Annotated in this window: 19 protein-coding genes and 1 other RNA gene; 8 read left to right on the top strand and 12 right to left on the bottom strand. The window is 58.4% G+C overall.

From position 1 onward, the window contains the following. Nucleotides 1-6: 6 nt before the first annotated feature. From dnaJ to grpE, 3 genes are all read right to left on the bottom strand, one after another. Nucleotides 7-1131 carry a molecular chaperone DnaJ gene (gene dnaJ / locus P5706_RS04765; RefSeq protein ID WP_138813803.1) on the bottom strand — a complete coding sequence of 375 codons (1125 nt, stop codon included), beginning with the start codon at nucleotides 1129-1131 and terminating at the stop codon, nucleotides 7-9. 318 nt (nucleotides 1132-1449) lie between these two features. Continuing rightward, complete coding sequence (gene dnaK / locus P5706_RS04760) at nucleotides 1450-3366, bottom strand: molecular chaperone DnaK (RefSeq protein ID WP_200431506.1); 1917 nt, start codon at nucleotides 3364-3366, stop codon at nucleotides 1450-1452. A gap of 102 nt (nucleotides 3367-3468) precedes the next feature. Continuing rightward, nucleotides 3469-4029, bottom strand: a complete 561-nt coding sequence (gene grpE / locus P5706_RS04755; protein WP_099487057.1) for a nucleotide exchange factor GrpE — start codon at nucleotides 4027-4029, stop codon at nucleotides 3469-3471. 254 nt (nucleotides 4030-4283) lie between these two features. On the opposite strand from grpE, the gene recN reads away from it, so the two are divergent. After that, nucleotides 4284-5957 carry a DNA repair protein RecN gene (gene recN / locus P5706_RS04750; RefSeq protein WP_285678659.1) on the top strand — a complete coding sequence of 558 codons (1674 nt, stop codon included), beginning with the start codon at nucleotides 4284-4286 and terminating at the stop codon, nucleotides 5955-5957. A gap of 98 nt (nucleotides 5958-6055) precedes the next feature. Here recN and fur read toward each other — a convergent pair whose 3' ends face one another. Continuing rightward, entirely contained in the window at nucleotides 6056-6460 is a 405-nt protein-coding gene (fur, locus tag P5706_RS04745; protein ID WP_017139266.1) for a ferric iron uptake transcriptional regulator, read from the bottom strand. 98 nt (nucleotides 6461-6558) lie between these two features. Between fur and P5706_RS04740 the strand changes: the two genes are divergently transcribed. After that, complete coding sequence (locus tag P5706_RS04740; protein WP_017139267.1) at nucleotides 6559-7086, top strand: outer membrane protein assembly factor BamE; 528 nt, start codon at nucleotides 6559-6561, stop codon at nucleotides 7084-7086. Between the two features lie 63 nt (nucleotides 7087-7149). On the opposite strand, the gene P5706_RS04735 is transcribed toward P5706_RS04740, so the two are convergent. Together P5706_RS04735 and P5706_RS04730 are read right to left on the bottom strand one after the other, a co-directional pair. Beyond that, the gene (locus tag P5706_RS04735; RefSeq protein ID WP_200431503.1) at nucleotides 7150-7452 is read right to left on the bottom strand and encodes an RnfH family protein; all 303 of its coding nucleotides are present in this window, start codon (nucleotides 7450-7452) and stop codon (nucleotides 7150-7152) included. Continuing rightward, nucleotides 7445-7879, bottom strand: a complete 435-nt coding sequence (locus P5706_RS04730; protein ID WP_285678658.1) for a type II toxin-antitoxin system RatA family toxin — start codon at nucleotides 7877-7879, stop codon at nucleotides 7445-7447. The genes P5706_RS04735 and P5706_RS04730 overlap by 8 nt, the downstream gene beginning before the upstream one ends. Before the next feature lie 167 nt (nucleotides 7880-8046). Between P5706_RS04730 and smpB the strand changes: the two genes are divergently transcribed. Beyond that, complete coding sequence (gene smpB / locus P5706_RS04725; protein WP_003176160.1) at nucleotides 8047-8529, top strand: SsrA-binding protein SmpB; 483 nt, start codon at nucleotides 8047-8049, stop codon at nucleotides 8527-8529. 28 nt (nucleotides 8530-8557) lie between these two features. Here smpB and P5706_RS04720 read toward each other — a convergent pair whose 3' ends face one another. Then, on the bottom strand, nucleotides 8558-9325 hold the full coding sequence (locus tag P5706_RS04720) for a GntR family transcriptional regulator (protein ID WP_017139269.1): 768 nt from the start codon (nucleotides 9323-9325) through the stop codon (nucleotides 8558-8560). A gap of 252 nt (nucleotides 9326-9577) precedes the next feature. Between P5706_RS04720 and P5706_RS04715 the strand changes: the two genes are divergently transcribed. The 5 genes from P5706_RS04715 to P5706_RS04695 all read left to right on the top strand — a co-directional run bounded on the left by P5706_RS04715 (nucleotide 9578) and on the right by P5706_RS04695 (nucleotide 16513). Then, nucleotides 9578-11272 carry a lactate permease LctP family transporter gene (locus P5706_RS04715; protein WP_285678657.1) on the top strand — a complete coding sequence of 565 codons (1695 nt, stop codon included), beginning with the start codon at nucleotides 9578-9580 and terminating at the stop codon, nucleotides 11270-11272. 70 nt (nucleotides 11273-11342) lie between these two features. Then, complete coding sequence (locus P5706_RS04710; RefSeq protein ID WP_285678656.1) at nucleotides 11343-14165, top strand: FAD-binding and (Fe-S)-binding domain-containing protein; 2823 nt, start codon at nucleotides 11343-11345, stop codon at nucleotides 14163-14165. A gap of 125 nt (nucleotides 14166-14290) precedes the next feature. Continuing rightward, nucleotides 14291-14569 (top strand): PA2433 domain-containing protein, encoded by a 279-nt coding sequence (locus tag P5706_RS04705; protein WP_200431500.1) that lies wholly within the window; start codon nucleotides 14291-14293, stop codon nucleotides 14567-14569. Between the two features lie 104 nt (nucleotides 14570-14673). After that, nucleotides 14674-15070, top strand: a transfer-messenger RNA (tmRNA) gene (gene ssrA / locus P5706_RS04700). 186 nt (nucleotides 15071-15256) lie between these two features. Further along, a complete protein-coding gene (locus P5706_RS04695) occupies nucleotides 15257-16513 on the top strand; it encodes an integrase domain-containing protein (RefSeq protein WP_169917062.1) in 1257 nt (418 codons plus the stop codon). Between the two features lie 161 nt (nucleotides 16514-16674). Here the strand turns inward: P5706_RS04695 and P5706_RS04690 are convergent, their stop codons facing one another. From P5706_RS04690 to P5706_RS04670, 5 genes are all read right to left on the bottom strand, one after another. Then, complete coding sequence (locus tag P5706_RS04690) at nucleotides 16675-16944, bottom strand: hypothetical protein (RefSeq protein ID WP_256352327.1); 270 nt, start codon at nucleotides 16942-16944, stop codon at nucleotides 16675-16677. After that, nucleotides 16941-17921: an integrase domain-containing protein gene (locus P5706_RS04685; RefSeq protein ID WP_169917063.1), complete on the bottom strand. Its 981-nt coding sequence runs from the start codon at nucleotides 17919-17921 to the stop codon at nucleotides 16941-16943. The genes P5706_RS04690 and P5706_RS04685 overlap by 4 nt, the downstream gene beginning before the upstream one ends. Next, nucleotides 17905-18258, bottom strand: coding sequence for a hypothetical protein (locus tag P5706_RS04680; protein WP_150658722.1), 354 nt, complete (start codon nucleotides 18256-18258; stop codon nucleotides 17905-17907). Before P5706_RS04680 ends, P5706_RS04685 begins: the two co-directional genes overlap by 17 nt. After that, nucleotides 18245-19651: a YfjI family protein gene (locus tag P5706_RS04675; protein ID WP_169917064.1), complete on the bottom strand. Its 1407-nt coding sequence runs from the start codon at nucleotides 19649-19651 to the stop codon at nucleotides 18245-18247. Before P5706_RS04675 ends, P5706_RS04680 begins: the two co-directional genes overlap by 14 nt. A gap of 1217 nt (nucleotides 19652-20868) precedes the next feature. Further along, nucleotides 20869-21531, bottom strand: coding sequence for a hypothetical protein (locus P5706_RS04670; RefSeq protein WP_047296674.1), 663 nt, complete (start codon nucleotides 21529-21531; stop codon nucleotides 20869-20871). Between the last annotated feature and the right edge of the window lie 532 nt (nucleotides 21532-22063).

Here is a 22063-nt window from a genome sequence, read left to right as displayed (position 1 = left end):
ACGTCCTTACAAGTCGCCGAAGAAGCGCTTCACGCCATCGAAGAAACCGGTGGTTTTCGGCGAATGGGAGTCATCGCCTTCCAACGAGCTACGGAACTCCTCAAGCAGTTCACGCTGACGACGGCCGAGGTTGACGGGCGTCTCTACCGCCACACGGCACATCAAGTCGCCAGCACCGCCACCGCGCACCGGCGCAACGCCTTTGCCACGAATGCGGAACTGCTTACCGGTCTGGGTGCCTTCCGGGATCTTGAGCTTGACTCGACCATCCAGGGTCGGAATTTCCAGCTCGCCACCCAATGCCGCGTCGACAAAGCTGATCGGCACTTCACAGAACAGGTGCTTGCCGTCACGTTGGAAGATCGAGTGCTCGCGCACATTGATCACCACGTACAGGTCGCCAGTCGGGCCGCCCTGGGTGCCCGCCTCGCCTTCGCCCGACAGGCGAATACGGTCACCGGTATCAACACCCGCCGGCACTTTCACCGAAAGGGTCTTGTACTCTTCGACACGGCCTTCGCCGTGGCAGGAGTCGCACGGGTCGGAAATGATCTTGCCCTGGCCATGGCAGCGCGGGCAGGTCTGCTGCACCGAGAAGAAGCCCTGCTGCATGCGCACCTGACCAATACCGCCACAGGTTGGGCAAGTGATCGGCGAAGAACCTTTCTTGGCCCCCGAACCGTCGCACGGCTTGCAGTTGACCAACGTCGGCACACGGATATTGACCGTGGTACCACGTACAGCTTCTTCCAGGTTCAGCTCCAGCGTGTAGCGCAAGTCGCTGCCACGCTGGGCTCCGCCGCGCTGACCGCCACGGCCGCCACCAAAGAAGTCACTGAACACGTCGCCGAAAATATCGGAGAAGTTCTGACCACCAAAACCGGCACCGCCGCCACCCATGCTCGGGTCGACACCGGCATGGCCATACTGGTCGTAGGCCGCACGCTTGTTGGGATCACTCAGGCATTCGTAGGCCTCGTTGGCCTCTTTGAACATCTCTTCGGATTCTTTGCTATCCGGATTACGGTCCGGGTGGTGCTTCATTGCCAGGCGACGGTAAGCCTTTTTCAGGTCCGCCTCGCTGGAACTGCGTTCCACACCCAACACTTCGTAATAGTCACGCTTTGCCATAAGTCTTTGCACTCTTAAGGACGTTCAGCCCGGCCCTCCTGAGCCTTGCCAAACTCGTTGAGCCCCAATACAGGCCCGGACCCAACTCACGTCAATTCAACGATCCTGGTCATAACTACTTTTTAGCCAGGGACCCGGCCAAAGATGCGGTATTTACTGCTCGGAAAGCAGGAGCATTCCCGATCACACCGCCAGCACCCGAACCTTGTCGCATGCTGTAAAAATTCGTATACCCCAGACACGCCAACGCGGGAGCAAGCTCCCGCGCGGCGACATCCTACCAGTCACCGCTGGATAGCGGTCAACCGGGCGACCAACTTACTTCTGGTCTTTGACTTCTTCGAACTCGGCATCGACAACATCGTCGTGCTTGGCTTCAGGCTCTGCGTGCTGTGCAGCGCCTTCTGCCGGCTGGCCTTGCTCGGCGTACATTTTCTGGGCAACCGGTGCGGAGACTTTCGACAGCTCCTCAACCTTGGCTTCGATGGCAGCCTTGTCGTCACCTTTAACGGCGGCTTCCAGGGCAACCACAGCAGCTTCGATCGCGGTTTTCTCTTCTGCGGTTACTTTGTCGCCCGCTTCGGAGATCATTTTGCGTGTCGAGTGAACCAGTGCATCACCCTGGTTACGGGCAGCGGCCAGCTCTTCAAACTTCTTGTCAGCCTCGGCGTTGGTTTCAGCATCACGAATCATCTGTTGAATTTCTTCATCAGACAGACCGGAGTTGGCCTTGATGGTGATCTTCTGCTCTTTGCCGGTCGCCTTGTCTTTGGCACCTACGTGCAGGATACCGTTGGCATCGATGTCGAAGGTCACTTCAATTTGTGGCACGCCACGTGGTGCTGGTGGAATCTCAGCCAGGTCGAACTTGCCCAGGGACTTGTTCTGAGTGGCTTGCTTGCGCTCACCTTGCAGCACGTGAATGGTCACAGCGCCCTGGTTGTCGTCGGCCGTCGAGAACACTTGCGATTTTTTGGTAGGAATCGTGGTGTTTTTCTCGATCAGCGCAGTCATCACGCCGCCCATGGTTTCGATACCCAGGGTCAGCGGGCTGACGTCCAGCAGCAGTACGTCTTTCACGTCACCGGCCAATACCGCGCCTTGGATAGCAGCACCCATGGCAACCGCTTCGTCCGGGTTCACGTCTTTACGTGCTTCTTTACCGAAGAACTCGGTGACCAGCTTCTGAACCAGTGGCATACGGGTCTGACCGCCAACCAGGATCACGTCGTTGATCGAACCAACGTCGATACCGGAGTCTTTCAGCGCGATGCGGCAAGGCTCGATGGTGCGTTGAACCAGGTCTTCAACCAGCGCTTCCAGCTTGGAACGCGAGATCTTCACGTTCAAGTGCTTAGGACCGGTGGCGTCTGCAGTGATGTACGGCAGGTTCACGTCGGTCGACTGAGCGGAAGACAGCTCGATCTTGGCTTTTTCAGCAGCTTCTTTCAGGCGCTGCATCGCCAGCGGGTCACCTTTAAGGTTCATGCCGCTTTCTTTCTTGAATTCGTCAACGAGGTAGTCGATCAGACGAATGTCAAAGTCTTCACCACCCAGGAAGGTGTCGCCGTTGGTGGCCAACACTTCGAATTGGTGCTCGCCGTCAACTTCAGCGATCTCGATGACGGAGACGTCGAAAGTACCACCACCCAGGTCATAAACGATCACGGTGTGGTCGCCCTTGGCCTTGTCCATACCGTAAGCCAGAGCGGCTGCGGTAGGTTCGTTGATGATACGTTTTACGTCCAGGCCCGCGATGCGGCCGGCGTCTTTGGTCGCCTGACGCTGGCTGTCGTTGAAGTAGGCCGGAACGGTGATCACCGCTTCAGTCACTGCTTCACCGAGGTAGTCTTCGGCGGTTTTCTTCATCTTTTTCAAGATTTCAGCCGAGATTTGCGGCGGCGACATTTTCTGGCCGTTCACTTCAACCCAGGCGTCACCGTTGTCAGCCTTGGCGATTTTGTAAGGGACCATCTTGATGTCTTTCTGTACGACTTCTTCGTCGAACTTACGACCGATCAGACGCTTAACCGCGTACAGAGTGTTGTGCGGGTTGGTCACAGCCTGGCGCTTGGCCGACTGACCTACGAGGATTTCACCGTCGTTGGCGTAAGCAACGATCGACGGCGTGGTACGCGCGCCTTCGGCGTTTTCGATAACTTTAGCAACGCCGTTTTCCAGCACGGAGACGCAGGAGTTGGTAGTCCCCAGGTCGATACCGATAATTTTGCCCATGATTTACTCTCCCGAAACTTTAATTTGGTTGCCGCAGCAGTGGTGGCTAACTGCGGTAGCACTTAAACGCTTGACTTATAGATGGGGCCGTTACGACTGATTTCAAGCCTGCTCATCAATAGAAGGTGCAACGGGTGCAGGAGCCTTGCTCACCACCACCATCGCCGGGCGCAGCAAGCGACCGTTGAGCACATAACCCTTCTGGAACACTTTCAATACGCTGTTCGGCTCCAGGTCATGGCTTTCCTGCATGGCCATGGCTTGGTGATGCTCAGCATTGAACGGCTCACCGCCTTGCGGATCGATGGCTTCCAACTGATAACGCTTCAGGGTGTCCTGGAACATTTTCAGGGTCAGCTCGATCCCTTCGCGCATCGGACGGATGTTTTCGTCGTCCGGGTTGGACAACTCAAGGCCACGCTCCAGGCTGTCGATAATCGGCAGCAAGTCGTTAGCGAATTTTTCCAGCGCAAATTTGTGAGCTTTTTCGACATCCTGCTCGGCACGGCGGCGGACGTTCTGCAGATCAGCGGCAACACGCAAAGATTGATCCTGCGCAGCGGCCAATTGCTCTTCGAGCACTTGCACACGAGTTGCCAGTTCATCACCGGCAGCCGAATTGGCGTCTGGAGTTTGCGTATCCTGCGTCTGTTCGTCAGCCATAGATTTCTCCTTTCAAAATCATGCGCGAACTCAACTCGCGCTTCTGTTCCGGTATATGGGGCCACAATTTTCAGGTTCAAGGGCGCAGGCGTTACCAAAAGTCTTTCGCTTGCGCTGGATCAATTCCTGCGCGCTCATTCCGCATTGCGCTTAAAAATCCGCCCATTCAAGCAAATCGAGCTAAGCATCAGGATTGTCAGCCCCAAACAAAACACTGTATAAATAACCAGACCTAAAGCCTGGGAGCGGCCGTCATGCTGGTGCACCTGTCCGTACATAACTACGCCATCGTTGAACATCTGGACCTCGAACTGGATCGCGGGATGAGCGTAATCACAGGCGAAACCGGCGCCGGCAAATCGATCATGCTCGACGCCCTGGGCCTTACCCTGGGCGACCGCGCCGACAGTGGCGTGGTGCGTCCCGGCGCAGACAAAGCCGACATTCTCGCCACCTTCGATCTGGCGGATATTCCCGAGGCCGAAACCTGGCTGGCCGAGCGCGACCTTAATAATGAAGGCCCGTGCATACTGCGCCGGGTTATCACGGCGGAAGGCCGTTCACGCGGCTACATCAATGGCACACCCTGCCCGCTTGGCGATTTAAAAGCCCTGGGCGAACTGCTGATCGATATCCACAGCCAGCACGAACACCAATCCCTGCTGAAAACCGACACCCATCGCCGCCTGCTCGACGAATACGCCGGTGCCACCGACCTGGCGCGCCAGGTACAGCTTGCCGCCCAGCGCTGGAGGCAAACCCGCCAGGAACTGGAGCGACTCTCCAATTCCGGCGACGAACAACGCGCTCGCCATCAGTTGCTCAGCTATCAGCTGGAAGAACTGGAAAGCCTGGGCCTTGGCGAAACCGAGCTGGAACAACTGGAGCAGGAACACAAGAACCTCACCAACGCCGAAACCCTGCTGGGTATCTGCCGGCAAGTGGTGGAGCAATGCAGCGAAAGTGATTCGGGCAATGTACTCAACGCATTGACCGCCAGCCTCAATCGTCTATCGAGCGTGAACAGCGGGTCGGGCTCCTTGAGTGAGGCCACCACCCTGCTGACCAGTGCGCAGATCCAGGTAGAAGAAGCCGTTGGCGAACTGAATCGCTTCCTCGATCACTTCGACGCCGACCCGGCGCGCCTGCAAGAAATCGAAGAGCGTCTGGACACTATCTATACCCTGGCGCGCAAACACCGTATCCAGCCGACCGAAGTGGCGACGATGCAGCAAAAGCTGCTGGATGAGATCGAAACCCTCAACGCCAACGACGAATCGATTGAACGGCTGGGCGATGAACTCGCCTCCTTCGCCCGCCACTACCAGGAAAAGGCCCGCGAACTCAGCGACCTGCGCCAGCAAGCCACTACCAGCCTGGCCAGTGCCGTAGAGCAGGAAATTCAGCGCCTGGGCATGCCCGGCGGGCGCTTCACCATTGAGTTGCACGCCAACACCAGCAACGAACTGCAACCCCATGGCCTGGAACAGGTGGAGTTGCTGGTCAGCGCCAACCCTGGCCAGCCGCTCAAGGCACTGGCGAAAGTGGCATCCGGTGGCGAGCTGTCGCGGATCAGCCTGGCGATTCAGGTTATTACTGCCCAGACCTCACGGGTACCCACGTTGGTATTCGACGAAGTGGACGTGGGCATTGGCGGGCCGACGGCGGAGATTGTCGGCCAACTGCTGCGCCGCCTCGGCGAGCGTGGCCAGGTGCTCACCGTGACTCACTTGCCGCAAGTGGCCGCCCAAGGGCATCAGCATTTATTTGTACATAAAGTGCGCGGCAGCGATGCGACACATACCGCCGTGTCCAAGCTGAACAAATCGGAACGGGTAGAAGAAGTGGCGCGGATGTTGGGTGGCATCGACCTGACGAAAGAGTCCCTGGCCCACGCGAAAAAGATGGTGGTCGCCGCAAAGGCTTGAACCGAGCTTTTTTCGCTCTATTTTCTCTCTTATAGAAAGCACGAAGGCGACCCTAGGGTCGCCTTCTATCGTTTCACAGAGCAAATCTGTGTCGATTTTTACTTTTTCTTACGGATGTACAGGACCAGATTATGGTCCACCAAATCGAATCCATGCTGCTCAGCGATCTGGTGCTGGAGCTTCTCGATTTCCGGACTGGTGAACTCGATAACCTCATTGGTATCCAGGTCAACCATGTGATCGTGATGACCACCGTCAGCCAATTCGAACACTGCATGACCGCCGTCGAAATTATGACGAACCACCAGCCCTGCGGCTTCAAACTGGGTCAGCACACGGTAAACCGTGGCCAGGCCAACGTCCTCGTTAGACTCCATCAGCGCCTTGTAAACATCCTCGGCACTCATGTGGCGCTGCTCAGCAGAATCGAGCATTTGTAGAATCTTGACTCGTGGCAGAGTCACTTTAAGACCGGCTTTGCGTAGTTCGCTATTTTCAACCATGGTTAGCTTTCTCGCGGATGCTGCTTCGCAGCTTCTCTTAATACGGGTATGATCGGCGTTTACGTTGTCCCAGCCAAGATAGTGGAAGTCGCCCACCGATGCAAAACACCAAGCTCTTGCTAACCAGTTTCACCCTTGTGGGACTGCTCGCACTCGCCGGTTGTTCATTCCCCGGGGTTTACAAAATCGACATCCAGCAGGGCAATGTCGTCACGCAGGACATGATAGACCAGTTACGCCCGGGAATGACCCGACGGCAAGTACGGTTTATTATGGGCAACCCCCTGCTGACCGACACTTTTCATGCCGATCGCTGGGATTATCTCTATAGCATCCAGCCAGGTGGCGGTGAACGCCAGCAGGAGCGCGTCAGTGTCATCTTCAATGGCAATGACCAGCTTGTGAGCCTGTCCGGTGACTTCATGCCCGGCGTAAGCCGTGATGAAGCCTTGCTCGGCAAGGACAACGGCACCAATGTGACTGCGCCAGCGCAGGAAGCAGAGAAGCCGAAGTCTGAAGTACCGGCCAAGCCAGGCTCCTTGCTGGATCAGATCCAGAAGGACGTCGACGGCGTGCAAACTGTTCCAGTCCCGACGCCACAGCCTCTGGACACCAGCCCGCAGTAATTTTGCGGCGCTCGATAAAAAGCCCGGCATGCCGGGCTTTTTGTTGCCTGCCGATTGGCAGCCTTATGGGTTCTGCTGCCGCGCCAAGGCCGCCTTGGCCGCACGCAGCCTGCGCACTTCCTTGGGGTCTGCCAGTAAGGGCCGGTAAATCTCGATTCGATCACCCGGCTGCGCAACACGCACGTCAGCGTCGGCAACCACTTTGCCGAATATGCCCAGCGGGCAATCCGCTAATACCAAGCCTGGAAACTGCTGAGCAATCCCCGACGCCAGCACCGCAGCCCTGAGGCTAGTCCCCGCAGGCACCGTCACCGCCAGCAACACCTGGTGAGCCTCGGCGGCGTACACCACTTCAATCTCAACCATGCAGTTGTTTGGCCCGCTGGCAGAATGCATCCACCAGGGTATTGGCCGCCTGGTTGAACAAAGGCCCCAAGGTGGCCCGCACAATCGGGCCGGCGTAATCAAAGGACAGGTCCAGGCTGATCTTGCAGGCCTTGTCGGTCAGCGCCTTGAATACCCATACCCCATGCAACTGGGTGAACGGCCCTTCCTGCAGGTTCATCTCAATGGATTTGCCCGGCACCAACACATTGCGCGTTACAAAATGCTGGCTAAGCCCGCCCTTGGCCACCCCGACACTGGCGACCATATGCTCATCACTGTTTTCCAGTACTTCAGCGGTTGAGCACCAAGGCAGGAATTCCGGGTAACGCACTACGTCATTGACCAGGTCGTAGAGCGCCTGCGCCGGATAAGGCAATAAAGCCGAACGTTGAATATGCGTCGTCATGTGAGCGTTACTTCCACTGCTTGAGGCAAACATCGCGAAAGAACAGCCCAATCCGCGAGAGAAAAAAACCAGAGAACTGCCGGTATTGTCCGGGATTCGTCCAACACGCTCAAGCACGCAGGTTGACCGTAGCCGACACGCTCGCAACTCCCTATAATGCCGCCCCTATGGCTAAACAAAAGAAACACCCCACAGGGACCATCGCGCAAAATAAAAAGGCGCGACACGATTACTTCATCGAACATCGGTTCGAGGCTGGTCTGGTCCTGGCCGGCTGGGAAGTAAAAAGTCTGCGCGCCAGCAAGCTGCAACTGGTCGACAGTTACGTATTGCTCAAAGATGGCGAGGCATGGCTGCTGGGCAGTCATATCACCCCGCTGACCACCGCGAGCACCCACGTGATTGCCGACCCGGTGCGCACGCGCAAGCTGCTGCTCAACGCCCGCGAACTGGAAAAGCTCGCTGCCGCCGTACAGCAGAAAGGCTATGCCTGCATCTGCCTGTCCTGGTACTGGAGCAAGCACTTGGTCAAGTGCGAAATCGCGCTGGGCAAGGGCAAGAAGGAATACGACAAGCGCGATACCGAGCGTGAGCGCGACTCCAACCGTGAGTTGCATCGCGCCGTGCGCAACAAGGGCAAGGAAGAGTAATCCTTGTGACGGTGTAGCCCCACGCGGGCTACATCCCTTTACGTCGCTCCGCCCGAGCCACGCGCTGGACCTCCTGCCGCACCTCTTCCAATACTTCCTGCACGTACAGCAGGTGACGTGTTGAGACTTCCCGCGCCTGCTCGGCTCGCCCTTCGATAATTGCCAAATACAAATCCCGATGCTGGCTGATCAACATGTCACGGGTTTCTGTGCGCTGCTGGTACATGCCACCGATATTGGTCACCACGTTGCGCTTGAGCAGATCGAACAGGCCACGAATGGTGTGCAGCAACACCGCATTATGGCTGGCCTCGGCGATGGCCAGGTGAAAGCGTGCATCCGCCGCGCCCTCTTCCAGCCGGCTGACTTCATCGGCGCGGGTGTAGCAATCCTGTAGCGCCTCAAACGCTGCGGTCAGCCGCTCGCGGTCGACCTCAGTGGCACGCAATGCTGCGTAATAAGCACAGGACGCTTCCAGGGTCTGACGAAACTCCAGCAAATCCCGCTGAGCCTCCGGGTTATTTTCCAGCAGGTGCAGCAACGGATCACTGAAGGTCGAACCCAGAGAATCCGCCACATAGTTACCGCCGCCCTGACGGCTGACCAACAACCCCTTGGCCGCAAGCTTCTGGATCGCCTCCCGCAGCGAAGGGCGCGACACGCCAAACTGCTCAGCCAAAGCGCGCTCGGCTGGCAAGCGTTCGCCCGACTTGAGCGTACCCTCGAGGATCATGCCCTCAAGCTGCTCGACAATATCGTCAGACAAACGGCGCTGACGCACCTGATCAAACCCCATAACTCACTCTCCACAAACCCGACCATTCGCCAGGCCCTCTATTCTCGCCTATCGCCGCACTTGCGGCACCTATCAGAACGCCTTCGATTCACCCAACCAGAACACCTCACCCACACCGCTACGACCAAAGTTTCGTGGGCGGCAAATTGACACACCCCTGCCAAGGCTTTTACTCTAGCCGACAGCGACTGTAAATTGGTATTACCAATTATCCAAGCTGATCAAACAACAACAATCAGGGGCCACCCCATTATGCAAACCTGGCAACAGCTCTACAGCCCACTCGGCAGCCTCGGCCTGTCCGCACTGGCCGCCGTTATCCCGATCGTATTTTTCTTCCTGGCACTGGCCGTGTTCCGCCTCAAAGGTCACGTGGCAGGCAGCATCACCCTGGCGCTGTCGATCCTGGTGGCCATTTTTGCCTTCCAGATGCCGGTAGACATGGCGCTGGCCGCCGCCGGTTACGGGTTTGCCTACGGCCTGTGGCCCATCGCCTGGATCATCGTCGCTGCCGTATTCCTCTACAAGCTGACGGTCAAGAGCGGGCAGTTTGAAATCATCCGCAGCTCGGTCCTGTCGATTACCGATGACCAGCGCTTGCAGGTGCTGTTGATTGGTTTCTGCTTTGGCGCCTTCCTTGAAGGCGCAGCCGGTTTTGGGGCACCCGTGGCAATTACTGCCGCACTGCTGGTCGGCCTGGGTTTCAACCCGCTGTACGCCGCCGGCCTGTGCCTGATCGCCAACACCGCACCGGTGGCTTTCGGCGCGCTGGGCATCCCGATCATCGTCGCCGGGCAAGTGACTGGCATTGACTCGTTCAAGATCGGCGCCATGGCCGGCCGCCAGTTGCCGCTGCTGTCGCTGTTCGTGCCGTTCTGGCTGGTGTTCATGATGGACGGCCTGCGCGGCGTTCGCGAAACCTGGCCAGCCGCACTGGTCGCGGGCCTGAGTTTTGCCGTCACCCAATACTTCACCTCCAACTTCATCGGCCCGGAGCTGCCGGACATCACCTCAGCCCTGGCTAGCCTGGTAGCGCTTACCCTGTTCCTGAAAGTCTGGCAGCCCAAACGTAGCGCTGGCGCACAGATTGCCGGCGCCACCTCCGGCGCAGCGGTCACCGCCAGCGCGGGCGGCTTCGGTCAGCCACGCCAAACCGTCGCCTCGCCTTACAGCCTGGGGCAGATCTTCAAAGCCTGGTCGCCGTTCCTGATCCTCACCGTGCTGGTCACTATCTGGACGCTCAAGCCCTTCAAAGCGATGTTCGCTGCGGGAGGCTCGATGTACAGCTGGGTGTTCAACTTCGCGATCCCGCACCTGGATCAACTGGTGGTCAAGGTCGCCCCGATCGTCACCAACCCCACAGCGATTCCGGCCGTGTTCAAACTGGACCCGATTTCAGCCACCGGCACCGCGATTTTCTTCTCGGCACTGATTTCGATGCTGGTGCTGAAAATCGACCTAAAGACTGGTCTGACCACTTTAAAAGAGACCTTCTACGAACTGCGCTGGCCGATCCTGTCGATTGGTATGGTGTTGGCGTTCGCCTTCGTCACCAACTACTCCGGCATGTCCTCGACCATGGCCCTGGTATTGGCCGGCACCGGCGCTGCGTTCCCGTTCTTCTCGCCGTTCCTCGGCTGGCTGGGGGTTTTCCTGACAGGCTCCGACACCTCATCCAACGCCCTGTTCAGCTCGCTGCAAGCCACCACGGCGCATCAGATCGGCGTCAACGACACCTTGCTGGTCGCAGCAAACACCAGCGGCGGTGTGACCGGCAAGATGATCTCGCCACAGTCGATTGCCGTCGCCTGCGCCGCCACCGGCCTGGTGGGCAAAGAGTCCGACCTGTTCCGCTTTACCCTCAAGCACAGCCTGTTTTTTGCCACCATCGTCGGGCTGATCACGCTGGCGCAGGCCTACTGGTTCACCGGTATGCTGGTGCACTAAAACCTGCGCGTAATAGGGTAAGAATCGACGCCGGACAACGATGCCGGCGTCAGCTATTTCTGGAGGACCGATGAGCCTGCCTGCTGCTTTCCTGAGCGACGTCGCACAACTGATCCCGAAAGATCGTCGCTTCGACGACCCTCTTTCCACCCTCGCCTTCGGCACTGACGCCAGCTTTTACCGACTGATCCCACAGCTGGTGGTTCGCGTGGAGTCAGAAGACGAAGTCGTGGCGCTGCTGCATCTGGCCCAGCGCGACCGCGTGCCCGTGACCTTCCGCGCAGCCGGCACCAGCTTGTCCGGCCAGGCCATCAGCGACTCGGTGCTGATCGTGCTGGGGGACAATTGGAACGGCCGCGAAATTCGTGGCCAAGGCACACAGATTCGCCTGCAACCCGGCGTGATCGGCGCCCAGGCCAATGCCTGGCTGGCGCCGTTCGGTCGCAAGATCGGCCCGGACCCGGCCTCGATCAACGCCTGCAAGATCGGCGGCATCGTCGCCAACAATGCCAGCGGCATGTGCTGCGGCACCGCGCAAAACACTTATCACACCCTGGCCGGCATCCGCCTGGTGCTGGCTGACGGCAGCCGCCTGGATACCGAGGACGCGGCCAGTGTCAGTGCCTTTCGCCAACAGCATGGCGAGTTGCTGGAGCGCCTGGCCACGTTGGGCCGGGAGACGCGGGCAAATGCCGAACTGGCTGCAAAAATCCGCCACAAATACCGTCTGAAAAACACCACCGGCCTGTCGCTCAACGCCTTGGTGGATTTCGATGACCCTCTGGATATCCTCAGCCATCTACTGGTGGGTTCCGAAGGCACCCTCGGCTTTATCAGCGCGGTGACCTACGACACGGTGATCGACCACCCGAACAAGGCCTCAGCGCTGATTGTGTTCCCGGATGTGGAAACCTGCTGCAATGCCGTGACGGTGCTCAAAACCCAACCTGTCTCCGCCGTTGAACTGCTGGACCGACGCAGCCTGCGCTCGGTGCAGGACAAACCGGGCATGCCGGCTTTCGTGCAGCAGCTATCGGAAAACGCCTGCGCGCTATTGATCGAATCCCGTGCCGCGTCGCCGTCATTGCTTCACGAACAACTGGCACTGATCATGGCCTCCCTGGCCACTTTCCCGGTGGAAAAGCAGGTCGACTTCACCCAAGACCCGCTGGAAAACGCCCGCCTGTGGGCCATCCGCAAAGACACCTTCCCCGCCGTCGGCGCCGTGCGTAAAACCGGCACCACCGTGATCATCGAAGACGTGACCTTCCCGGTCGAGCAACTGGCCATCGGCGTAAACCGCTTGATCGAACTGTTCGACAAACATCACTACGACGAAGCGATCCTTTTCGGACACGCCCTGGAAGGCAATCTGCACTTTGTCTTTACCCAAGGCTTCAACAGCGCGGAAGAAGTCGCACGCTACCAGGCGTTCATGGACGACGTCGCACAGCTTGTAGCAGTGGAATTCGGCGGTTCGCTGAAAGCCGAACACGGCACCGGCCGTAATATGGCGCCTTTCGTCGAACTGGAATGGGGCAGCGATGCCTACCAGTTGATGTGGCAGCTTAAACGCCTGCTCGACCCCAACGGCATCCTTAACCCCGACGTGGTGCTGAGCGAAGACCCGCAAATCCACCTTAAGCACCTTAAGCCGCTGCCTGCGGCCGACGAGCTTGTGGATAAGTGCATCGAGTGTGGTTTTTGTGAGCCAGTGTGTCCTTCCAAAGGCCTGACGCTCAGCCCGCGCCAGCGCATCGTGATCTGGCGTGATATCCAGGCAAAGAGACGCGCAGGCGTCGACACCACCGAACTGGAAGCCGCCTACCACTACCAAGGTATCGACACCTGCGCCGCCACCGGGTTGTGCGCACAACGCTGCCCGGTTGGCATCAATACCGGCGATCTGGTGAAAAAGCTGCGCGCACGCGACGCCGACCGTACGAAAACCGCCGACTGGCTGGCCGGCCATTTCGCCACGGCCATGCAAGGTGCGCGCTTTACCCTGCATGTCGCCAATGGCGCGCGCATGCTGCTGGGCGCGCCCCGCCTGACGAAGCTCTCGGCCAAAATCACACAGCTGTCCAAAGGGCAGATCCCGCAGTGGACCAACGCCATGCCGCAGCCGGAAAAAGCCATCCGCTTCAGCCCGGCAGTTGAAGACGAGCGCCCGCGCGTGGTTTACCTGGCCGCCTGCGTCTCACGCGCCATGGGCCCATCAGCCGACGATAAAGAGCAGATGTCGCTGTACGACAAAACCCGCGGTCTGCTGGAAAAAGCCGGTTACCAAGTCGTGTTTCCCGACAACCAGGACAGCCTGTGCTGCGGCCAGCCATTCGCCTCCAAAGGCTACGCCGAACAAGCCGAACACAAGCGCCAGGAGCTGATCGGCGCCCTGCTGCACGCCAGCCGTGGCGGCCTCGACCCGATCTACTGCGACACCAGCCCCTGCACCCTGCGGCTGGTGCAAGACCTCGGCGAAACCCGCCTGGACCTCTACGACCCGGTGCGCTTTATCCGCACCCACCTGATGGACCGCCTCGACTTCACCCCACAGCAAGCCCCCATCGCCGTGCACGTCACCTGCAGCACCCAGCATCTGGGCGAAAGCCAGGCCTTGATCGACCTTGCGCGGCGCTGCGCGACTACCGTGGTGATCCCGGAAGGCATTCACTGCTGCGGCTTTGCCGGCGACAAAGGCTTCACCACCCCGGAACTCAACGCCCACTCACTGCGCTCGCTCAAGGACGCGGTGCAACATTGCAGCGAAGGCATTTCCACCAGCCGCACCTGCGAGATCGGCCTGAGCCAACATGGCGGTATCGATTACCACGGCCTGGTGTACCTCGTGGACCGCGTCACCCAGGCCCGCGCACATGAAACCTGCAAATAAAACAGAACCCCTGCGTGCCAGCGCAGTCATTTGAATAGGCCTCGGCGAACGAGGCTCACCCGTGACCTCGCTGGCTGCCCCGCCTTGGCGCAGCATCGAGCCTTATTTGCTCAAGGAGATACACCATGAAGCGTACTGCTCTTGCTGGCTTGTTCATCACCGCTGCGATGTTGGCCTCGCCTGTTTTTGCTGCCGGCGAGCCGGACCTGTGCAAAATCAACCTGGACAAAATCAACAACGGCCAAGCCCTGCTCGCCACCGACACCAGTGGCAAAAAGGGCGAAATAGACACCGCCGTGTCCCAGGCCAAGGCCGCGCACGCCGCTGGCGATGACAAAAAATGCATCGAGATCACCTCCAAGGCCATCCAAGACCTGCAGAACAGCGAGAAAGGTGGCCAATAAGCGCTGCTGATACGCAGGGCCAACCTTCGGGTTGGCCTTCCGTGACGGTTTGGCGTACACTGCACAGGCTTGTCACTCACTAAGAAACAACGAGTTACAAGCACGGGGCCGTTTAGGATTCGACGCCGGTCGCGAAACTTTAGGTGCATGCCGAGTTGGTAACAGAACTCGTAAATCCACTGTTGCAACTTCTTATAGTTGCCAATGACGAAACCTACGGCCAGGAATTCGCTCTCGCTGCGTAAGCAGCCTTAGCCCTGAGCTTCTGGTACCTTCGGGTCCAGCAATCACCAGGGGATGTCTGTAAACCCAAAGTGATTGTCATATAGAACAGAATCGCCGTGCAGTACGTTGTGGACGAAGCGGCTAAAACTTACACAACTCGCCCAAAGCACCCTGCCCTTCGGGTCGCTGAGGGTTAACTTAATAGAAACGGCTACGCATGTAGTACCGACAGCGGAGTACTGGCGGACGGGGGTTCAAATCCCCCCGGCTCCACCACTTCATCATCTAAAGACGTCCACGGACGTCTTTTTTTGTGCCTGAAATCCAGTGAATACAGGGGGTTAGGCGCCTTTGGGGTCTTTGGAGAGTTACTGAGTTCCAGGCGCTTTGGTATCCCAGGTGGTATCCCGGACTACCAAATGCTATTTTCAGGATACCAAAACGGTGCTGGAGGTAGCCCCCATGCCTACTAACGCAACCCGCCTCTCCGATCGCCAGCTCAAGGCAGTCAAGGCAACTGGTAAAGACTTCGTCCTCAGCGACGGCGATGGCTTGCAGCTTCGAGTACGCGCCAGCGGCTCGATGATGTGGAATTTCAATTACCGCGAGCCGTTGACCAGAAGCCGTATCAACATGGCGCTTGGTCCGTACCCCGACCTCTCGCTAGCCAACGCCCGGAAGAAAGCCGCAGAGGCGCGTGAGTTGCTCGCTTTGGGCATTGATCCCAAAACCCAGCGTGATGAGGTAAGGCAAGCCAAACTTGCTGAGACTGAACACACTTTCGAGAAGGTGGCCACGGCCTGGTTCGAGCTGAAGAAAGACTCAGTAACCAAGGCCTACGCCGAAGACATTTGGCGATCGCTGACGCTTCATGTATTCCCAAGCATGAAAACAACGCCGCTCTCTCAAATCACTGCTCCAATGGTTATCAAGATCCTTCGCCCAATCGAGGCCAAAGGGAGCCTCGAAACCGTGAAACGATTGAGCCAACGACTCAACGAGATCATGACCTACGGGGTCAACTCCGGGCTGATATTTGCGAACCCCCTCAATGGAATTCGGGCGGTGTTCAAGAAACCCAAGAAAGAGAACATGGCTGCGCTACCACCTGAGGAGCTTCCCGAGCTCATGATGGAAATCGCGAACGCCAGCATCAAGCGCACGACCCGCTGCCTGATCGAATGGCAGCTGCACACGATGACCCGCCCTGCCGAAGCAGCCACCACGCGATGGGCAGATATCGACTTCGACAAGCGCATTTGGACCATTCCTCCAGAGCGCATGAAAAAGCGTCGGCCGCACACAATCCCTCTTACCGATCAGGCACTTTCGTTGCTGGAGACGCTCAAGCAACTCAGCGGTAACAGAGAGTACGTGTTCCCCTCAGATAGAAACCCCCGCACCCATGCCAATAGCCAGACCGCCAACATGGCGTTGAAGCGCATGGGCTTTCAGGACCGTCTAGTCAGCCACGGCTTGCGCTCGATGGCGAGCACCATCCTGAATGAGCATGGCTGGGATCCGGAGCTGATCGAGGTCGCGCTGGCGCATGTCGACAAGGACGAAGTTCGTAGCGCCTACAACCGGACGGATTACATCGAACGCCGGCGTCCGATGATGGCCTGGTGGAGTGAACATATCCAGAAGGCGGCCACCGGCAGCCTGTCGGCATCTGCCATCAATCAAACCAGGGACCGTAACGTGGTGCCGAAACGCTAAGCATCACCGGCGACAATCCATGCCATCCGTGTCGTGGAGCATGACGACAGAAATGACGACTATCGCTAAATCTCTCGCATGCCTGCGCTTCTTCGGCCAAGCCCCTTAGTATGGGAAGGCTCCGCGTTCCCATACTAAGGGGCTCACGCTTAAAAGGTCTATCAGGCAACCACGAGTTGCGCCTTTCTGCGGCGGATCAACCCTGCTGTCAATTCGTAGTAGTAGACGGTAGCTGGAGCTGAGCATCGCAAGTAGTGCTCCAGAAACCATCTCACGTGTTTGTCCCTCCAGGACCAAGGAGTTGCGCAACTCCAGCGCTCACGAATTACCTCGTGCATCCTTTCTGCCTGTCTGATGTGCCTTTTCCGCGTGGCATGCGCACCTTTGAGCACGGGGCTCAGAAACAACGCCATGTCAAATTCAAACTTCATCGCCGACCTCCGATGTAGGCACTCACCACATCGATGCGGTTATGTCCCAACTCATGGCTGATCTGCTGTCGCGCACGCTGATCAAGCTCCCGATCTTCTCGATGAACACGACCGCCATTGACGGGGGCAGGGAAGCCGGTCATTTGCTCATAGCGCTCACAGGCGTAAGCCGCCCGTAGCTCATGAAAACCTTTCAACCCCTGCTCATGCAGGAGGTCCCGTGCCGGTCGCACAACTGCCTGCATAAAGTCTTTGTAGCTTTCGTCGGCCGCCAACAAATTCCGGCTGCCATTGGGTGAGGTCGCGCTGGCCCAATCCAGGGCATCGCGAACTTGATCCGTGACCGTAATCCAACGCGGTGCCGAGGCCCCTGATCGACCACCTTTGGTGCCATCCTGGATGTTGATCTTGCCCAGTTGCCGAACCTCACGTTGCAGTCGGGGCAGATCGGCCAGGATCGCTTCGCGCAGGCGCATACCAGTCTCACGGGCGAGGAGCACAATGGCACTTACCCTCGATTGCTGACGATCTGACAGTGCCCGTGCGATCAACTCGACCTGCGCACGGTCTTGGCCTTGCGGGGCCTCACTACGCACGCTTGAGCGCTGCAAGCCCAGCGCCTTGCTCGGACTGGGGATTTTGACGTACTGATCACCGCGCAGCGCGGCCATCGTTCGGTTCACGCTGGACAGGCGGTTCTGCGCGGTGGCAATGCCAACGTTGCCCTGATCAACCTGCTCGCGCAAATGGAAGGCGTACCGCATAAGGATCTCACGGTCGATCTGTCGCGCGTCGTTGAGTCCCGGTCCTTCCTCGGATCGACACCATTGCACGAAGGCCAGCCAGCGATCGCTATGGGCTTTGACGGTAGCAAAATGGCCGTCGCCGAACAGATCTTTCAGGGCCTGCGGTCCGGCATAGCGGAGCTGACGACCAAAGCCGAAATTGCGCCCCGCTCGCTTACCGACCCGAGCCATTGCTCTGCTCCTGATCGACTGCCGAGAGATCATGCAAGAGGGCTTGCCAGTGCGCACTCACGATGGCGAGCTGGGCCCCATCAGTCGGGCGAAAATACAGCGAATTGTTCATGACGAAGAGGATCGCCCCCTCCTCTTCCAACCATTGAATGAGGGCTGTCGTCGAGGTGATAGTTTTACGGGTGGTGGCGACATCGGCGACAGCGGCGACAACCCTTGTCCTGCCTGGTTTTGAGCGTGGCGACAAAGTGGCGACAGTCGCGGCGACAAACCGCGCTTTCGGCTCCTTTTGGCGCTGAGCCAGATGGTGGCGCAGCGCTTCATCAAGATTGAACATGGCGCACCTCGAAGGTGTGGCCATCGGTGATCAGCCACTGATGATCAATCAACTCGACCAACAGCTTGGCGGCATGACGACTGCTCTTACGGGCAAAGCGGGGACCGTTGCGGTTCAGCTCTCGAATACTGAAGCGCTTCCAATCCTTGACCTGCAGCCAGCGCAGCAGCCGGTCCGCCTCCTCCTTTACTCGGCACACCGGTTCCTGTTCGGTCAGGCGCTGGATCTCGGTGAGGTAGTAGCCAACCAAGGCCGAGGCCCGTTGGATATGGTCGACCTCCACTGCACTTCTCTCCTCCACGACGGCCAGGATGCCGGCGACGCGCAGCAGGTTGTCGGCGGCCTTCGATCCGCTGGGGCGCACGCTGGCCAGCTCACCAAACTCACCCAACTGGGCTTCGATGGCATCATGCAGATCAATCCAGCGACGACGAGCCAGTGGACTGAGGCTCAGTGGTGACAGCCGCAAGGCACCGTCAGAGGTAAGTGACCAGGGCTGATGAAACAGCGCCGAAAGGCGGTGGTGATAGCGCTTTAGGGCGGCATCTTTGGACAAGTCGACAGCCTGGTAGCTGCGTTGTCCAGCCAGGCTGGTGGGCCAGGTCATCAGGCAGCGACCGAGAATGCCTTGCCCCTGCAGCAACGGATCACTGAGTAACTGCATGGCCAAGTACGGCTGCAGCATCAGGTGCAGGCTCAAGCGCCGATCATAAGCCCGCAGGCTTTCACCAACCATGGAGCGCGCGCGATCTATCGGGCTGCCATCCCAGAGTGACGATAAGGTCGTGACCGCTTTCAAGCGGTTATCCCGACTCATGGTGCTGCTGCCGAGGAACTGTCCGCCCTCGTCACAGAACAGGCCCATGCTGGGCAAGTCATGGCAGAGCCCCTTGATCAGGGCCTCGATAGTCGGGTCCGTGGTGATCAGCCTAGGGGCTGAGGGCTCTGCTTCGAGCGACACCCCGTTCGCGGACTCAGGACCGGCAGGATTGAGACGCTGCGCCTGTCGCTGTGCGGCGCGGTAGCGGGCAAGCTGTTCACGGTAGCGCTGCCACTGCTCGCGCTCCCATTGCCGTGCTGGCAGTAACGCACATCGATCTGCCGCCGTTTTGCGATCGCCGGACGCGGCCACGGTGATCAGGTACAGCGACAGTGGATAATTTCTTCCGTCGAGTTGTAACCCCGCATGGCCTTGGGTGGCCAGGGCCGAGGCAGCCAACACCGATTGCGCAGCCAGTGCCTGGGGCACGCCTATCACCTCGGCCATGCGCTCCACCGCAGGCCCAAGAATCCCACCCAGTGCGTGCACCGGATAAGGCTGGGCCACTGGATTCGACTCAATCAGCGGTCGAGGCGGTCGTGGGAGTACAAGCTTCGGATCTAACTGCTGCATGGGCCCTCTCCTCGTTCATTGCTGGTTGTCCTCACGTAGTCCCGCCACGGTTGTTGAGTGTTATCAGGGATCAAGGTCCCTGCGGCCTGTGAGGTGTTCACTGACGTGGAACGAACGGCTCCTTACGACCGGGAGCGAGGGCATGAACCCATGAATCTGGCCTCCTTGGCGCATCCGAAGATGCGGGCGGGCGGAGGCTGTGCCGACTGACGAACTCGGCACCTGGAGATCCTGGGTAGGAGAAGGCAAAGACATGGACACCTGGGGCATGCCTGACTGTCAGTCAGGTGCAGCACTTCCATGGGCTGCGGCACCGGTGCCTATGTCGTTGCGGATGGCGACGAGTCGGATTTGTCAGATCGATTGTCACGAGGAGAGTTGCGGCAATGCCCTGTACGACGTGGCTTGCAGCAGTGGTACGAGCGCCCGTCTCTTTCCAGAAGAAAGAGACGGGCGCAGTCTGGCGCAGCGAGGTAGGCCAAGGGAGGAGGTTGCTGCAGCGCAGCGAGGAAGGTCCATCGTCTGCCGCAGTGGGCAGATAAATCGAGTAGGCATCCATCACCCTTGGAGAGTGACCGTGCGAGCCGCCGGACGCTAATCGCACTTCGGGAGAACCACCACGCAAGTGGCGTAGCCTTAAAGGTTCTGACTACCTGGGCAGGTGCTGTCAACGACAGCGATCCGTGCGCCAATTTTTATACCCACTCGAAAAGGCGGTCAAGCGTCACGACCAAGGCGTGAAAAAAGTGGCGACTGTCGCCAGTTTTGTCGCCATGCTCCACGCCACGTTCTACGTGCGTTGTCGCCGCTGTCGCCGCTGTCGCCGCTGTCGCCACACCTACATTCATACCCCCACGAAAAGATCCGCTCTGACACTGAAAAGGCGCTGCGCTCGATAGAGATCGCGGGCGGTTGCTAAGGGGCAAAGGAAGGCGCTGCGCTAATCAAATCTGAAAGGAGAAAGTGGAACGCGGTAGCTTCGAGAAAAAGCGAGTGAACCCTCCGATCGGCGCGATCAAAGATCGCTGGATCGGAGGGTTTAGCGGGAAAGGCAAAGCTTCATACGTCAATTACAGCCTCAAGCATCGAAACCTGTTGGTCGGGATACCGATGTAGCCCCCACCAAACCGCCCTGCTAGTCCTTGAACACGCGGTCGGCCCTGGCAATACCTGCATCAGGCTGCCGACCTGTCGACCCGAACACCTCCCATACCGCGTCACGCAGCCAACAAATTCAAACTTGGACACACCAGACGTACCATCTTGTCCGCCTTGCGCCGATAGTTATCGTTGTCGTCCGAGGTCCAGACATAGGCCTTCAGCCAGATCGTCATGTTCAGGTACTGAAATCTGATGCAACTTTCGCCGTCCAGTTTCTTCAGTGATCGCTTCACTTTCCGCTCACGCTCGAACACGGTGGCCACAAGGCCAACCCGGTAGTCCAGTGCCTTATCCTGCAAAGATTTAACCGAGCGGAAATCCCCTTCGGAAAATCGATAAAGGTGACCTCGCTCAAGCTCGAGTTCGGTTTTGATTTCGTCATCTTCGTGGCTGTATGGGTGACTGTGATAATCACCCAGGTAGCAGACCTCAGGAAAAAACGTGTCGATAAAGCCTTGTTTCAGTTCTTGCGCCTCATCGGTATAGGAGACTGAGCCCTGGTCTCTTTCAACGGCTGTGGATGTGTCTGCCCATACCACCCTGTGCATCATGTTTCTGCCAATGAGTGGCTGGCAGTACCCCCACAGGTGCCCGAACGTTTCTACGCCCGCCGCAGAGTCGCCGCAGGTTAAAACATGCTCCAGTTTATAAGCCTCCAATGCTGAAGTGACGATACTGAAAAACGCTTGTTCGGATATTGAAACTACTGAGTCAATCATGACGTTCCTTGGTCATTTAGAGTTACGGGGTGTTCAGGCGGGCTCGGGAACCGGAACATCCTGGGTCAATGATGCGTACACCGACAGTCCATCGACGACTCCCAGTGAGGCTCCACTGGGTGTATATCGCATTGCGGGAAGGCCTGCTTTACCGCTTCAATCACGTAGGGTTCTAGGGACATGCCGCCGGTCAAGAACAGCACCGAGGTATATTTCTGGACCTCCGTACTTACCTGCGCAAGAAGCTGCTGAAAAGTGCGCATGAAACTCTCGGCTGCCAATGCCAGGTGGGTATGCGATGGCCGGCGGCCCATCTATGAACTCAAGTGCGTTTAACGCTTCGCTTATTCGCAGCGTGTGCCGCCAGCTGTTCAAGCGCGTACTGGATTGCATAGGGCGCTGGTCGGTAGGTGGCCGACTCTTGGCTACTCAAGTAGTAACGCATAACCCGGTCAGTGATGCCGAGCGCGGTCGCTGCTGCTTCTTGAGTGATGCCTGCCGTCTCCAGAAGGCCACGCAAGTAGGCCGGGGA

Source organism: Pseudomonas sp. ChxA, assembly GCF_030263855.1.
Lineage (GTDB): Bacteria > Pseudomonadota > Gammaproteobacteria > Pseudomonadales > Pseudomonadaceae > Aquipseudomonas > Aquipseudomonas fluorescens_CB.
Note: the sequence above shows the minus strand (reverse complement) of the source record. Positions and strands in the feature narration are given on the sequence as shown.